14 protein-coding genes are annotated in these 15,423 nt (G+C 27.8%); 5 read left to right on the forward strand and 9 right to left on the reverse strand.

Annotated elements, in window-relative coordinates; translation table 11 throughout:
- Positions 1 to 519: 519 nt before the first annotated feature.
- Complete coding sequence (abc-f, locus tag AC4FQV_RS09875; protein WP_491140190.1) at positions 520 to 2,076, reverse strand: ribosomal protection-like ABC-F family protein; 1,557 nt, start codon at positions 2,074 to 2,076, stop codon at positions 520 to 522.
- Between the two features lie 138 nt (positions 2,077 to 2,214).
- Positions 2,215 to 2,343, reverse strand: coding sequence for a hypothetical protein (locus AC4FQV_RS09880; RefSeq protein WP_491140191.1), 129 nt, complete (start codon positions 2,341 to 2,343; stop codon positions 2,215 to 2,217).
- 405 nt (positions 2,344 to 2,748) lie between these two features.
- Here AC4FQV_RS09880 and AC4FQV_RS09885 point away from each other — a divergent pair, with 405 nt between their 5' ends.
- The gene (locus AC4FQV_RS09885; RefSeq protein WP_491140192.1) at positions 2,749 to 3,294 is read left to right on the forward strand and encodes a 2'-5' RNA ligase family protein; all 546 of its coding nucleotides are present in this window, start codon (positions 2,749 to 2,751) and stop codon (positions 3,292 to 3,294) included.
- Between the two features lie 82 nt (positions 3,295 to 3,376).
- On the opposite strand, the gene rbr is transcribed toward AC4FQV_RS09885, so the two are convergent.
- Entirely contained in the window at positions 3,377 to 3,964 is a 588-nt protein-coding gene (gene rbr, locus AC4FQV_RS09890; protein WP_491140193.1) for a rubrerythrin, read from the reverse strand.
- Between the two features lie 400 nt (positions 3,965 to 4,364).
- Between rbr and AC4FQV_RS09895 the strand changes: the two genes are divergently transcribed.
- Complete coding sequence (locus tag AC4FQV_RS09895) at positions 4,365 to 4,634, forward strand: iron-sulfur cluster biosynthesis family protein (protein WP_491140195.1); 270 nt, start codon at positions 4,365 to 4,367, stop codon at positions 4,632 to 4,634.
- Between the two features lie 210 nt (positions 4,635 to 4,844).
- Here AC4FQV_RS09895 and AC4FQV_RS09900 read toward each other — a convergent pair whose 3' ends face one another.
- Together AC4FQV_RS09900 and AC4FQV_RS09905 are read right to left on the reverse strand one after the other, a co-directional pair.
- The gene (locus tag AC4FQV_RS09900) at positions 4,845 to 5,765 is read right to left on the reverse strand and encodes a CPBP family intramembrane glutamic endopeptidase (protein WP_491140197.1); all 921 of its coding nucleotides are present in this window, start codon (positions 5,763 to 5,765) and stop codon (positions 4,845 to 4,847) included.
- Positions 5,766 to 6,317: 552 nt separating this feature from the next.
- Positions 6,318 to 7,556, reverse strand: coding sequence for a competence/damage-inducible protein A (locus AC4FQV_RS09905; RefSeq protein ID WP_491165415.1), 1,239 nt, complete (start codon positions 7,554 to 7,556; stop codon positions 6,318 to 6,320).
- Between the two features lie 286 nt (positions 7,557 to 7,842).
- Here AC4FQV_RS09905 and AC4FQV_RS09910 point away from each other — a divergent pair, with 286 nt between their 5' ends.
- Positions 7,843 to 8,730: a DMT family transporter gene (locus AC4FQV_RS09910; protein ID WP_491165416.1), complete on the forward strand. Its 888-nt coding sequence runs from the start codon at positions 7,843 to 7,845 to the stop codon at positions 8,728 to 8,730.
- Positions 8,731 to 8,892: 162 nt separating this feature from the next.
- On the opposite strand, the gene AC4FQV_RS09915 is transcribed toward AC4FQV_RS09910, so the two are convergent.
- Both AC4FQV_RS09915 and AC4FQV_RS09920 read right to left on the reverse strand, forming a co-directional pair.
- A complete protein-coding gene (locus tag AC4FQV_RS09915; RefSeq protein WP_491140200.1) occupies positions 8,893 to 9,045 on the reverse strand; it encodes a hypothetical protein in 153 nt (50 codons plus the stop codon).
- A 475-nt stretch (positions 9,046 to 9,520) separates the two neighbouring features.
- Complete coding sequence (locus AC4FQV_RS09920) at positions 9,521 to 10,546, reverse strand: TDT family transporter (RefSeq protein WP_491140201.1); 1,026 nt, start codon at positions 10,544 to 10,546, stop codon at positions 9,521 to 9,523.
- 270 nt (positions 10,547 to 10,816) lie between these two features.
- Between AC4FQV_RS09920 and AC4FQV_RS09925 the strand changes: the two genes are divergently transcribed.
- On the forward strand, positions 10,817 to 11,650 hold the full coding sequence (locus AC4FQV_RS09925; protein ID WP_491165417.1) for a CPBP family intramembrane glutamic endopeptidase: 834 nt from the start codon (positions 10,817 to 10,819) through the stop codon (positions 11,648 to 11,650).
- Positions 11,651 to 11,811: 161 nt separating this feature from the next.
- Here the strand turns inward: AC4FQV_RS09925 and AC4FQV_RS09930 are convergent, their stop codons facing one another.
- Together AC4FQV_RS09930 and AC4FQV_RS09935 are read right to left on the reverse strand one after the other, a co-directional pair.
- A complete protein-coding gene (locus AC4FQV_RS09930; RefSeq protein ID WP_491165418.1) occupies positions 11,812 to 13,791 on the reverse strand; it encodes an FtsX-like permease family protein in 1,980 nt (659 codons plus the stop codon).
- Positions 13,781 to 14,551, reverse strand: coding sequence for an ABC transporter ATP-binding protein (locus AC4FQV_RS09935; RefSeq protein WP_491140205.1), 771 nt, complete (start codon positions 14,549 to 14,551; stop codon positions 13,781 to 13,783). The genes AC4FQV_RS09930 and AC4FQV_RS09935 overlap by 11 nt, the downstream gene beginning before the upstream one ends.
- 249 nt (positions 14,552 to 14,800) lie before the next feature.
- Here AC4FQV_RS09935 and AC4FQV_RS09940 point away from each other — a divergent pair, with 249 nt between their 5' ends.
- Positions 14,801 to 15,376, forward strand: coding sequence for a PepSY domain-containing protein (locus tag AC4FQV_RS09940; protein ID WP_491165419.1), 576 nt, complete (start codon positions 14,801 to 14,803; stop codon positions 15,374 to 15,376).
- Positions 15,377 to 15,423 lie beyond the last annotated feature (47 nt).

A 15,423-nucleotide genomic window follows, 5' to 3' on the forward strand; every position in this document is an offset into this window, starting at 1 on the left:
AATCACAAAATTAACAAAAAATTTTATTTTGCTAAGTAAAAATCCTTCTCTCTTGTAAAAAAAATCTCCTAAATAACTTAAAAATGCCAGACTTTTAGGAAAATAAAGAAAAAGTAGTCATTAGCTAAAACCCTTGGTATAACTAGATTTAAGGCACTTTTTTCTATAAAAATGACTGGATTTCCTACTTTTTCACTTCTCCTAAAATTATAAAAAATAAAAAAAAATTTTTTTTAAAAAACTCCCTATATATAGAAATAATAAAACTCTGGCAACTATGGCAAAAGCCTTGAAATAACTAAAAAATCTCTGGTTTTAACTCTGGCATCTTAATTAGAAAGTCTGGCAAAAAACTTAAAAGTAGTCATTAAATTTGAACATTTAATTAACTTCCCCTTTTATAAAAAACTTCCTCTAATATAAAAATACTGATAAAATTACCTTTATAAAAAAAATTTACTAACTTTATTAAGGTATAATAAAAAAGCTATGGAATAAAATCCATAGCTTTTATTTTTATTAAACTATTTTAGTAGTCCACTCCTCACAGTTCCATATATCTGTTACTACATCTTTATAAAACTCAGGTTCATGGCAAACTAAAAGTATGCTACCCTTATACTCCTTTAAGGCTCTCTTTAATTCTTCCTTTGCCTCAACATCTAAATGGTTTGTAGGCTCATCTAGTATAAGTATATTTGTTTCTTTATTTATAAGCTTACAAAGTCTTACCTTAGCTTGTTCTCCTCCACTTAATACAGCAACAGAACTTTCAATATGCTTAGTTGTTAATCCACATTTAGCTAAAGCACTTCTTACTTCATATTGAGTATATCCAGGGAACTCTTGCCAAACTTCCTCTATGCAAGTATTGTAATTTGCTTCTTTTATTTCCTGCTCAAAATATCCAATACTTTGATAATCTCCTGTTTCAACCTCTCCACTTATTGGCTTTATAAGTCCCATTAAGCTTTTTAAAAGAGTTGATTTTCCAAGTCCATTAGCACCAACTAGGGCTATTTTTTGTCCTCTTTCCATTCTTATGTTAAGTGGTTTACTAAGGGGCTCATCATAACCTATAACTAAGTCCTTAGCCTCAAAAATAAGCTTTCCTGAAGTTCTTCCTTGCTTAAAATTAAACTCTGGTTTTGGTTTTTCAGAAGCAAGTTCAATTCTATCCATCTTATCTAACTTCTTCTGTCTAGCCCTTGCCATTCCTGTTGTTGCAACTCTAGCCTTATTTCTAGCAACAAAATCCTCAAGCTTAGCAATTTCAGCTTGTTGTCTTTCATAAGCTGCCTCTAACTGCTTCTTATTAGCTTCATAAACTCTCATGAAGTTATCATAGTCCCCAGTATATCTAGTTAAGGCTCTATTTTCTACATGGTATATTACATTTACAACACTATTTAAAAATGGAATGTCATGAGATATTAAAATAAAGGCATTTTCATAACCTATTAAATAATTCTTAAGCCATTCTATATGTTCTTCATCTAAATAGTTTGTAGGCTCATCTAGCAGTAATATATCTGGTGTTTCTAATAAAAGCTTAGCTAATAAAACCTTAGTTCTTTGTCCTCCACTTAAATCAGTAACATCTTTATCTAGTCCTACATCTTTAAGTCCTAAACCTGATGCAACTTCCTCAATCTTTGCATCTATCATATAAAAACCATTATGGTCTAACATATCTTGAATTGTAGCTGTTCTCTCTAAAGCCTTATTCATCTCCTCTTCAGACATTTCTCCCATTCTTTCATAAAGAGAATTCATCTCAGCTTCCATGTCAAAAAGATATTGAAAAGCCTCTCTTAAAACTTCTCTAATAGTCTTTCCTTTCTCAAGCTTAGCATGTTGGTCCATATAACCAACTCTAACCTTATTACTCCATTGAACATCGCCCTCATCTGGCATAAGCTTACCAGTTATTATATTCATAAAGGTAGACTTACCTTCTCCATTAGCTCCAATAAGTCCAACATGTTCCCCCTTTAAAAGTCTAAAAGAAACATCTTCAAAAATAGCTCTATCACCAAAGCCATGATTCATATTCTTAACTATTAAAATACTCATTTAATTCCTATTTTCGCTACCAAAAAAGTAGCTCTCCCTTCCTGCTTAATTATATTTATTACCCTATGTAAGTATTTAAATATTTCTAAAGAAAATATTTTTCTTTAGAAATACTCCTAAAGCTTTAATTAAAATTCTTTATTTTAAAAATATACGGCTACCAAAAAATAAAATTAAAGCTAAAAAGCTAATACCAACTACATTGTATAAAACAGACAATCTAGAAGATTTCTTTTTGTTTAATCTACTCACTCTGCTTTCTACCATTTCCCTACTCCACCTTTCAAAATTTCTAAGTAAATCTATAAAAAATTTTAATTCTATCTAATACATTATATATAGTATATTATCTCTCTTTAGTTTTTCAAATATATTTTTCTTCCTATTAATAAAATTAACTTCTTTTTTACTAGGTCTTTACTAAAAAATTTCAAAAGAAGAATTAAATCCTCCCTAAGTACTTTATGCAAAAAAGAGAAATTTGTTCTAAAATTTTTTAATTAAATAAATATTTCTTATTTTTTAATTATATATTTTAAGAAAGAGGAAAGATTAGAGGGCTTTAAGCCTTTATGGAAAAGACCCCTTATAGTCTTTCTAAGTTTTAATATGTTATAATAGACTAAATACTTTGGTATAAATTACACAAACTAGTAAGAAAGGGGTTTATTTATGCTGTATTACTTAGTGGCACTTTTTGATAAGTATTCCTATGGAATAATAAAGCCATTACAAGAATCCATTTCAAATGAATATAAGCTTTATGAGAATCTTCCAATGCTTCATATTACCTTAGCCGTAATTGAAGATCCAGATATGAACAAACTAAATGAAGTGGTAAAAAACACATTAAAATCATATAAAAAATTTGAGGTTCATTTAAATGGACTAATAAAATTTGGAGACCCTTATAGGTCTGTAAATTTAAAGGTAGATGAAGAAAGTGGAATAATAAAGGATTTATCTAGAGAACTTTATAAGGACTTAGTAGAGGCAGGCTTTAAGGTAACTTCAAATCCTGATACATGGCAACTTCATGTTTCCTTAGCTAACCCATACTTTGCACAAAGAGTTTGGGGAGAAGATGAATTTGAATCAGCATACACAAAGCTTCAAGATTATCATTTTGATAGGGAACTTTTAATTGATGCTATTCAATTTTGGAGACCTATAAATGATGAAAGTAAAATGGTAGTCTTTAACTACCCACTAACATAAGAAAAAAAATCAGAGAGAAATTTCTTTCTCTCTGAAAAAGTTTAGTTTATATATAAAATGAGTTGTGCATGAATAAACAATTTTAATAAGTTTCTTTAAAAACTTCAAAGTATCCTTGTGGATGTAAACAAGCAGGACATTTTAAAGGTGCTTCTGCTCCTTCAAAGATAAATCCACAGTTTCCACATTTCCAAAGAACCACTTCGTCCTTTTTAAATACTTTTCCTTCTTCCATATTTTTAGCTAACTTAGTAAATCTATTGTAGTGAGCTGTTTCTGCTTTAGCTATCATTCTAAAAGCTACTGCAATTTCTGGGAATCCTTCTTCCTCAGCTACATCAGCAAAAGATGGATAAAGGTTGCTTAATTCATCATGCTCTCCGCTAGCTGCATATTTTAAGTTAGTTAAAGTATCTGTAGGCAATTCAACAGGATAAGCAGCATTTATTTCTACAGCTTCTCCTTGTAGGTCATCTTTTAAGAATTTATAAAATCTTTTTGCATGTTCCTTTTCATTGTCTGCAGTTTCTGTAAATATATTTGCTATTTGAACATATCCTTCTTTTTTAGCCATGCTAGAGAAATATGTGTATCTAGTTCTAGCTTGACACTCACCTGCAAAGGATTTCATTAGATTTTCTGCTGTTTTAGTTCCTTTTAAACTTTTCATAAAAAACCTCCTACAATTACTTACTTGAAAAAACACTTTAAAATTATTTTCACAAATAAATAATATTTAAGTTATGTTAATTAATAACTATTATTTCTTACATATTTTATATTATCACTTTTCCAAGAAAATTCAATAAGTCTTTGAATTTTTTGTTAAGTTTATTTCTTTTTACCATTCTTTTTTATTATTTCAGAATTTATTAAATATTATTCTACATAAATAATAATTATTTAAAGTTTTTTTAATAAAAGTCTTTTCTGTATTTAAAAATAATTATTAGGTATAATATACCTAAACAAGATTTCTTTAACTTTTATTTTTTTAATATTTATTTTTTATCTTAATAAACTAAATCTATACAATTAAATAAAAAAACTATAAGGAGGATATAGGCTTTATGAAGGTTAAAATACATGATAACACCATAGAAAAAGTAAAAGATATGTTATCTTCTAGTGGAAAAGATGCCCTTAGAATAGAAGCTAACTCATCTTGTTGAGCAGGCTTAAATATTGAAGTTGTTCTGGATGAACAGCGTGAAAATGATGATGTTTCCATAGATAGAGGAGTAAAAATAGTAGCAGATAAAAGTATTTCTCACTTTTTTACTGATGCAACTATAGAATACAAAAGAACTATCTTAGGAAAAAAATTTAAGGTGTATTAATTTTAAGAGATGTATATTTCCTAAGGATTAAGTTAATAATATAAATAGCTTAATACACTCTTAAGTTAACCACACAACTTAATAAAAAAGGAACTGTATCCCAAAACAGTTCCTTTTTCTTTTTAAAAATATTCTATTTAAATTCTCCCTCTTTTTAAAAATCTAAAAGCAATAAATTAAATACCTCTCTAAAAATTAACCCTTGCCTATTTAGACCAGAAAGAAGGTATAAACAATAAATACTATAACGCTTAATACAAAAGGAATATTTATTACTCTTTCTTCCTTATAAGAAACTCTTGTTGCTACATCTAACTCATCTAAAGTTATATCAAAGTTTCTCTTTTCCATCTTTCTTATTAAATAAATAATTAAGAAAGAAGCCACTACTGCTAAAACTAAATAATATAAAAATAGCTCAACCTTTATACCAGTAGCTAATGTATTTACATTATTTATAGAATGAAGTAAATCCTCTGGCTTTATTCCTTCACTCATAATTCTTTGCTGAATTAAGTTAAAGGTATTTATTAAAAAGTGCATTATCATAGATAAGAATATACTTCCTGTAGCTCTAACTACATAGGCTAAAATTATACCCATAACTGTAGCATATAAAAATTGATGAGCATTTAAATGTAAAATACCAAACATTATACCAGTCATAACTGCAGCTACATTCTTGCTCTTAAACTCAAAACCAGAAAGAACAATCCCTCTCATAGTAAGCTCCTCTGTAATAGCTGGTGTTACTCCAACTACTAATATCATAAGCCATAAAGGATAACTTCTCATTTGCTCTAAGGCTATAGCCACCTCATTTGTAGAAAATAAACTTGATATATATGAAAAAAATGTCATTACAGGTAAAGCTAAAGCAGCTATTAAAACTGAATAAAATATATCTTTTCCCTTTGGTTTTTTAAAACTAAAAACTCTTTTATAGTTACTCTTAGTTACAAATATATAAATAATTGCTGGAACTATAAAAAATATTATATGTACTGCCATAAGAACTAAAGGTGGTATAATCCCCATCCTATACAGCATTGGCGTTACAAACATAGGTCCTACTATAGATAAAACTAATACTATAAGAAAATATAGATCGACTTTAAATATAGGCTTCATCTTATTTCTCCCTTCTATAAATCATTACTAAAATATAAATTATAAAATATAAATTATCTTAAAACATACTTAATCATTTTAAAATATAACATATTTAATCGCATATTACTAATTAATCATTTTTTATTCTAAAGTTCTTTCTATTAAACTTATTAAAAGAAAGATAAAATTATAAGTTTTATAGACATACCTCTTTATTAAATTCTCCATAAAAAAATAAAAATATTTATTTTAAATTGTATAAAAAAATCAATACGGTCAATACTATTTACTGAGGCAATAAGCTTCAATCTTATAATAGCCTCTCCCCCATTTTATTTATACTGACAGTTTCGATAGAATACAGTCTAACGAAACTGTCTCCCCCTTAAAACCCTTATAATGTAATAAATTTTCTTCATGTTTTAAAAGCAGAGAGTATGGAAAAATACTCTCTCCATTTTTAAAATTCAGACATATTAAAGCATAGCTTTAAAATAAAACTAAGCACATATAAATTACCCATTAAGTTTTCTTAATGGGTAATTTTTTAAACAAAAATACCTTTAAGCCCTATTTCATATCTTGAAGTTCTCTTCTTAGCCAGTCTAAAACATACATTACAGTTTTTCTTCTAACTACCTGTCTTTCATCCTTAAAATTAAACTTTCTAACCTTTGTTACTCCATTAATATGTAAGGCTGCATAAACTAATCCAACAGGTTTTTCTAAAGTTCCTCCACCAGGACCTGCTATTCCTGTTGTAGATATTCCTATTTTAGTATTAGCATTTCTAGCTATACCCTCTGCCATTTCTCTAGCACATTCTTCACTAACGGCTCCAAAATTCTCTAAGGTTTCCTTCCTTACTCCAAGCCTTTTCATTTTAGCTTCATTAGAATAAGTAACAGCCCCTTCCATAAAGACCTCAGATATTCCAGGATAATTTATAAGTGTACTTGCAACCATTCCTCCAGTACAGGATTCTGCTGTAGAAACTGTCATATGTTTATGAACTAAAAGCTTTCCAACAACCTCTTCTAAGGTAGTTTCTCCTTCTCCATAAACATTGTCTAAAAGCCTTCTCCTTATTTCCTCCTCCATAGGAGCAATAAGTCTTTTAGCCTCTTCTTCATCCTTTCCCTTAGCTGTAATTCTTAAAATAACATCTATATTCTTTGCATAAGGAGCAACTGTTGGATTTTCACTATCTAAAAGGTCAGAAACTAAAACCTCCATTTCACTTTCTCCTAAGCCAAAAATTCTTAGAACCTTAGAAAGTAAAACACCATCACTAAACTTACTTAAATAAGGAACTACATAATCTCTAAACATAGGCTCCATTTCTCTTGGAGGTCCTGGAAGAAGAATTATTCTCTTATTATTAGGTCCTTCTAAAATAGCTCCTGGTGCTGTTCCATTATTATTCTTAAGTATTATAGCTTCCTTTGGAAAATAACATTGTTTTTTATTATTCTCACTCATCTCTAAATTATTATCTTTAAAATACTTCTCTAACTCTAAAAGAATATCTTCCCTTAAAGAAAGCTCCATATTAAAATACTTAGCTGCCAGCTCCTTGCTTAAATCATCCTTTGTAGGTCCTAAACCTCCAGTAGTAATTATGGTATCACAGTTTTCAAAAGCCTTATGAAAAGCTTCCAATATTCTTTTAGGGTTATCCCCTACTACAGATTGATTATAAACATTAATACCAAGGTTTGCCATCTCCTTTGATAAAAACTGTGCATTAGTATTTATAATATCTCCTAAAAGTATTTCTGTCCCAATTGCCATTATTTCAGCTTTCAAAAAATCACCTTCTTAAAATTAAATTTTGCACTATAAAATTATTATCCCCTAAGAAATAATTTTACTCTACTTTTCACTCTATGTCCTAAGTTTTATACATATTTTTTCTATAATTTCTAATTATTATATGAATAATCAATTACAAATTTGACCTCTTATTTGCTTAGTTCTATAATAGTCTTTGTTTATTCTTAATAATCTTTTTAATATGAAGCAAAAATATTAAAAACCTCTAAAAGAATAATAAAACTAAATAAAAAAACAAGTAAAATTAAGGAGGTAAAAAATGAATTCAAAATTTAAAGGTATTATCTTTATGATACTTGCCTCAGCAGCCTTTGCTACTATGAACCTTCTTAGTAAGCTAGCTGTAGGAGTTAATTCCTATCAAAAAACCTTTTTGACAAATGTAGTAGCAACAATAATTGTTTGCTTTATAATATTTTATAAAAAAGGCTCCTTCTTTGGAAAAAAAGAAAGCAGAAAATACTTATTAATTAGAGGGGTAGTTGGAACCCTATCCATACTAACAAACTATTACGCTCTAGATAAAATGTTCTTATCAGATGCCACAATACTTACTAAATTAGCACCTTTTTTCACAATAATATTTTGTTACCTATTATTAAAAGAAAAAATTACAAAAAAACAATTTACTCTTTTAATAATAGCTTTTTTAGGAAGTTTATTTGTAATAAAACCTCAATTTAGTACAGCAATAATCCCTTCTCTTGTAGGAGTTTTATCTGCTGCCTTTGCAGGAATGGCATACACAATGATAAGAGTGCTTGGAGATAAGGAGGACTTTTGGACAATAATCCTTTCCTTTACAGCCATAGCAACTATAGTAATGTTCCCTTCAATGTTTATGAACACAGAGGCCTTAACCCTAAAAAATGTACTTTTACTTGTTTCTGCTGGTATAGCATTTACTTTAGGACAAGTTTCCTTAACCATAGCCTATAAAAATGCACCTGCCTCAGAAATATCAATGTATGACTATATAGGATTAATAATAGCTGCCTTTTATGGATTTATTTTCTTTAGAGAAATACCAGATTTCCTATCCTTTGTTGGATATGTAATAATAGTTGGCTCCTCAATACTAAACATTTTAGGAGGTAAGAAAAAAAAGAAAAAAGAAGGAAATGAAATAATTCCCTCTTTAGATTAAAAAAATTATAAAGAAAAAAGCTGTTTAAAACAGCTTTTTTTCTTTTTTGTAAATGCAAAAATAATTATTATTTTATAATGAAATCAATTAATTATAATTTGTTATCATATAAAAATCAATGTTAAACAATTTAATAATTTATTAATTTTCTTGATACCCCCTTTATTTTTTAGATTCTTTCATATTATATAACCTAACTATAAATACACTTAAAAGAGCAAGTTCTAAAATAAGCCCCTCTCTTGCTCCAAAGCCCATAGAGTATCCAATACTTGCACATTGCTCATATCCAAATCTCAAAGCCTCTTGTATCATATAAATAACCCTCCTAAAAACGCCCTATCTATAAGTTATATGCCCTAAAAGAAAATTAAATTCTCTAAAAGAAATATCTTTCCCTAAAATAAAAAAACACAAAAAAATAAGTGGAAGGGGCTAATCCTTCCACTTATCTTTCATATTTTCAACTAGAAAATACAGCATGACACATTATTTTGGGAGCATCTTATAAAAAGATTATGAGTCGTATGAGGCTAATTTGTCTATTTTATCATTTATAAAGTCGGTGGGAGTTTGACTTAACGTTTAAATAATCTTAACCCATAATCTTTTTTATAAAATACTTTAAAGTGATTGAGATTTTTATTATGTTGTTTAACTAAAAGTTTATCTTATAACAATAAAGATATAAGAGTTTAATTTCTAAAATCTGAGCATTATTTTAGAAATTTCCGACTAAATTCTCTGCGAATAAAGCCTGAGGTTTATTTATATAAACTCTACCCAAAAACTATTTTGAATAAAGAGTTCCACTTATTAATTCTTCTTCTTCTTCTAGATGTTTTCCAAATCTAGGGTTAATAGCTTTGAAGAACATATTTAAGAAGTTAAGTAATATAAAGAATATTACATATGTTGCTACGAATATTTCTACATCTCCAAAGAATTTAAATAAGCTAGCCATCTTAGCATATCCTAAATCAGTAAAATAAGTTGATAACTTAAATGCTGATAAAGTGGCAATTGCTAAGGGGAAGGTAAAGGCTGCATAAGATGGCTTAAAGCCTTCTTTAAATAACTTTAAGATATATCCGTAGACAACTACAAGTAAAACTAAACCTGTTATTATTAACCAAGCCAACATGTATGGATTAGGATTAGGTTCAATTGTTAATATACCAACTATTCCAAGGGGAGCTGGTGAACAAATTATACCTACTGTTGGCAACTTGTGGTCATCTAAGATTTCACTCTTAAATACTATATATAGAACTAATGGTAATAGAAGTGTATAGAATACAAATCCAAACATTAGCATAAAATGCGCTATTTGTGGAATTTGAGGTATTACCCCATCCATTCCTTTACTTGCCACACTACCTGTTATCATACCTGTATAAACTATGAAACAAGTAGGCATTATATTTTCAAATTTTCTTTCTCTAATTCTTGTTATTGTATAGAATATGACTATACCATAATGATATATAACAGCTGCTATCCAAAGCCAACTACATAATACTGGGAAGTATGGATAGAAGAATCCTGATACTAACCAAAGAACCATTCCTAGTGTCGGGTAAAAAGTACCTGTTACTGGATTTTTAAGTTCATTATACACAACCTTTGGAAATCTTATAACTCTTAAAATCATTAAAGCAAGCATACAGACTGCTAAAAATATTGCTATTGGTTTAAAGTAATTTATTCCTTTTAATTTCCATGAGTTACTTAATGTTATAAATGCCAAGCAAGTCCCACTGATTCCAATTGGCATATTTTGAAGCTTATCTAAATACTTTTTCATCTGTTCCATCATCACATCCTACTCACTTGATAATTCTATTATATACCATTTCTGTAATAAGCTAAAATACATTTCTTCTATAATATATATAAGTTTAAAGTTATAAAAACCACGAAAAATTAGATTTTATTAATTTTTTCTTTAAACTTTGTTTACATTATATACATATTTTGTTTTTTTTGATACAATATTAATAACGATTTCATATTTTTTACTTTTTATAGATATTTTTCTTTAGAATACTAATATTTAAATGATATGAAAAAGGAGGGAAAACTCATGAAAAAGGTTTTAAAAACATTAGGATTTGTAATTGGTCTACCCCTACTTTATATTTTTTTATCAACTTTAGTTTCGGGAGTTTATGTAGGAGTTTATTATATCGTAAATCAAGTAGGTCCAAATACCTTCAATATACTTGAAATCCTAACTCCTGTTATTTATAACTTAACCATAATTTCAGACTTAATAATGTTTATAATAGTATTTTTTATATTTTTAGCTTTAAAGAAAAATTTATTTAAAGTATGCAGGTTTAACAAGGTTAACCTAAAGGTATTATTTTATATGATTATTTTTTCCATAGGACTATCCATGCTAATATTATTTTCTATGGTAATATTAACACCCTTATTTCCAAGTATCTTTGAAAGTTACTCCATAGTTGAAAGTGCTATGGCCTTAACTAAAAACTCTATACTATCTCTTGTAGTTGTTATTTTACTAATACCTATATTTGAAGAGATTTTCTTTAGAGGAGTTATTTTTGGATTTTTAAGAGATAATTACAGCTTAGCCCTAGCCCTAGTTTTACAAGCCTTTATCTTTGCTATATGTCATTGCAACTTAATACAGGGAATTTACGCCTTTATATTAGGATTATTTTTAGGAATATTCTTTTATTCTACAAACTCCTTATATGCTTCCCTTGTTGCTAACATAACATATAAGTTTTTTTCTTTTCTTGTAATTCCATTAACCCTTTCATACTTAGAAATTGCACCAATTATGGTTATGGAAGTACTTTTTATAATAGTGTCAGTTGTTTTAATAATAATAGGAGCCCATAAACTTATAAAGTTCTTTGAAAAAGACTCCTCACTTTATTATTAATAAAATATATTTCTTAAAATTATAAGTTTTATACACTTACTTTAAAATTAAAATTAAAAAAGGTAGAACTAAATTTAGTTCTACCTTTTTTATTTAAGTTATATAGAGAGTTAAATATGATACCTTATAGTATTTCCATAAATTTAATTTTTTAACCCTACTTACGCTCTTTCATTTATATTTTTCTTAAACCCTAAATAAGTTGCTATGAAATATCCTCCGTAAATTATAACAAAGATTATTGAAGTTATTATTATATTTGGCATAATATTAGAATTTCCCAAGACACTTACTATGTTTGAAGCCACCTTTAATCCAACTATTGAATGAACTATAGCAAGAGATAATGGCAATATAAAATAAATAGCCACTTGAGTAAATATAGCCTTGTTTATCATTTTCTTATCTACACCAATTTCCTTTAAAAGTCTATACCTTTCTATGTTATCAGTAGATTCTGTAAGTTGTTGAATAGATAAGATTAAAGCTGATGTAATTATAAATATAAGCCCTAGGTATATTCCTAAATAAGCCATTGTTGCTCCTAAGCCTGTTGCACTAGTATATATATCTTTCTTTGATATACAATAAATATCATCCTCTACAAGCTCCTTTTGAATCTTTTTAAATTCTTCCTTTTCCTCTGCTCCCTCTTTCATCATTACATCAAAATAACTAGCCTCAGGTTTTAAATTAGAAAGAAGAGAATCCTTCACAACAAAGATTAATATATCTCCCTTTATGGTAGAGTTATAAAGAGTTATATCCTCATAGGTTTTATTTTTAGGATATAATTTTTCTCCTGAAATAGTTATTTCTTTTCCCTCTTCTAAACTCTGTTCAACCCATTTCTTAGCTTCACCAACATTTCCAACTGCTAAGTATTGATTTTTATCTAAAGTAACAGGCTCCATATTAAGAAGTTTTAAAGCACTATTATAATCACTTTCTCCAATTGCTAAAATTCCTGCCCCATTAGAAACTTGGTAATAATTTTTTAAACTCTCTAAAGCTTTATCACTTAAAAATTTATTAAATTTAACCTCACTATCATACATAGTTAAATTTGCATATCCCTTACAGAACTCTGAGATATCAATATTCTTTTCCTTTAAAACCTCTCCAATATTTACTTCATTATAATTAGAAAAAGTAGCATCAAACTTAGTTAAATCTTCTAGGTCAGAGTTCATTGCTTTATTTATTCCAAGTCCCCCTGAAAATATACATATAGATAAAAATAACATTAAACATGTAAAAGAAAGTGAAACAAAGGTTGTATTTATTCTACTGCTTACTTGTTTCATAACAAACATATTTAAATCTCTTAAATAAAATCTTTTGTTTCCTTGAATAAACTTTAAAAAGAATCCTGTTAAAGAATAGAAAAACAAAAATGTTCCCAAAATTCCAAGTATTATAGGTAATCCAATGGATTTAAAGTCAAGAAGTCCCACGCCCTTTTCTAAAACAGTATAATAAGCAACTACTAACATAACTAAGCTAAGTACAAAAAGTATTACTGAAAACCATAAATTTTTAATAGTAGGTTTTTCATTCTTTCTTGAAGCATTTAATAACTCTATTAACTTAACCTTTCTAACACTTATGTAGTTAAAAAATAATACAACAATATATATAATGGAAAAACAAAGAACAGTCTTTTTAAATCCACTAGGAGAAAAAACAAACTTAAAGCTTTTAAAATCAACTTGGAACATATAAGCTGTTAAAACTGATAAAGCTTGAGATAAAATAATCCCTAAAAAAAGTCCAAAAACTAGAGAGATAGCTCCTATAATAAAGCTTTCTAAAAATATCATTCCTGATAATTTTCTCTTTTCCATTCCAAGAATCATATAAACTCCAAATTCTTTTTTTCTTCTCTTTATTAAATAATTATTAGCATAAACTATCAAAAATCCTAAGACAAAAGCTATGAAAGTAGAGAAATATCCCATAAGCCTATCTGCTACAATAAAGGCTTCTCTCTTTTGTTCATTAATAGACATCATTAAACTCTGTGATTCTATAGAGTTAAAGGTATAAAATATACTAACAGTAAAAATCAAGGTTAAAAAGTATATAACGTAATTTTTATAACTATTCTTTATATTTTTTAAAGCTAATTTAAAATACATTATTGCTATCACCTCCAAGAAGTGCTACCACCTCAATAATTCTATTAAAAAACTCTTTTCTACTATCTGTTCCTCTTATAAGTTCATTAAAAATCTTTCCATCCTTAATAAACAAAATTCTACTAGCATAACTTGCTGTAAAGGCATCATGAGTTACCATCATAATTGTAGCCTTTAAATTTTTATTTAAATCCTCTAAACTTTCAAGAAGCTTTGTAGCTGCCTTTGAATCTAAAGCTCCAGTAGGCTCATCAGCTAAAATTAAAGAAGGCTTTGTAACTATTGCCCTAGCTGAAGCAACTCTCTGTCTTTGTCCACCAGACATTTCATAAGGATATTTATTAAGTTCAGAAGTTATATTTAAAGCCTCTGCAATACTTCTAACTCTCTTATCAATCTCCTTAGGATTAACTCTTTGAATAGTAAGTGCTAAAGCTATGTTTTCATAAGATGTTAAAGTGTCTAAAAGATTAAAATCTTGAAATATAAATCCTATCTTTTCTCTTCTAAATTTAGCTAACTTATTTTGGCTAAACTTTGTAACATCCTCTCCCTCTAAATATATATGTCCACTAGTTACCTTATCTATTGTAGATATACAATTTAAAAGAGTTGTCTTACCACTTCCTGAAGCACCCATTATTCCAACAAATTCCCCCTCCTTTACAGTAAAGCTAATATTATCTATAGCCTTTGTAACATTCCCCTTTTTACCATAATATTTTTCTATATTACTTATATTCAAAACTTCTCTACTCATAAAATTACACTCCTTAAACTTAAATTTACTAACTACTTCCTTAAAAATAAAAACTAAAAATAAATTTCTTGCTAAAACTAAAGTAGTTCTTTTCTCTTTACACTCTTAGTTTATATTTTTTAAAAAATTCAATCCATAGAAGTACATAACAGTAAACTAACAAAAATGTAATAATAAAATTTAAAATTGACATATGCAAAAAAATTTTTTATATTTTTAAATAACAATTTTATTAGCTTGGAGGAATATATGAAAAAATTTTTAATAGGAACAATACTTATTATATCTAGTTTAAGCTTAATATCTTGTAATGATGTAGACCATTCAAAGGCACAGTCTACCAGTCAAGAAGTGGTTCAAAATAAAGAAAATAAGGAAACCATCTCCCTAGAAGAAGCTAAAGAAATAGCCTTAAAACATGCTAATTTAACAAGTAATGAGGTTTCCTTTGGTAAGACAAACAAAGAGCATGATGACGGAATAGAAAAATATGAAATTGAATTTTATCATGATAATAAAGAATATGACTATGAAATAAATGCTAACAATGGAGATATTATTGATTATAGTTGTGATGTAGAAAATTCTAATATTAATAATTCAAATAAAGGCTCAAAGGAAAGTGTTATATCACTAGACAAGGCTAAAGAAATAGCCTTAAAAGATGCTAACCTAACAAGTGATGAAGTTTCATTTGTTAAAGCTAGTAAAGAACATGATGACGGAATAGAAAAATATGAAATTGAGTTTTATCATAACAATAAAGAATTTAAATATGAAATTAATGCAACTAATGGCGAAATTATAAGCTATGAATTTGAATAAATCTATTAATTAAAAATAATAAACCTGTTATATACAATAGCTTTATA

This window comes from Clostridium sp. TJA038 (genome assembly GCF_058310255.1).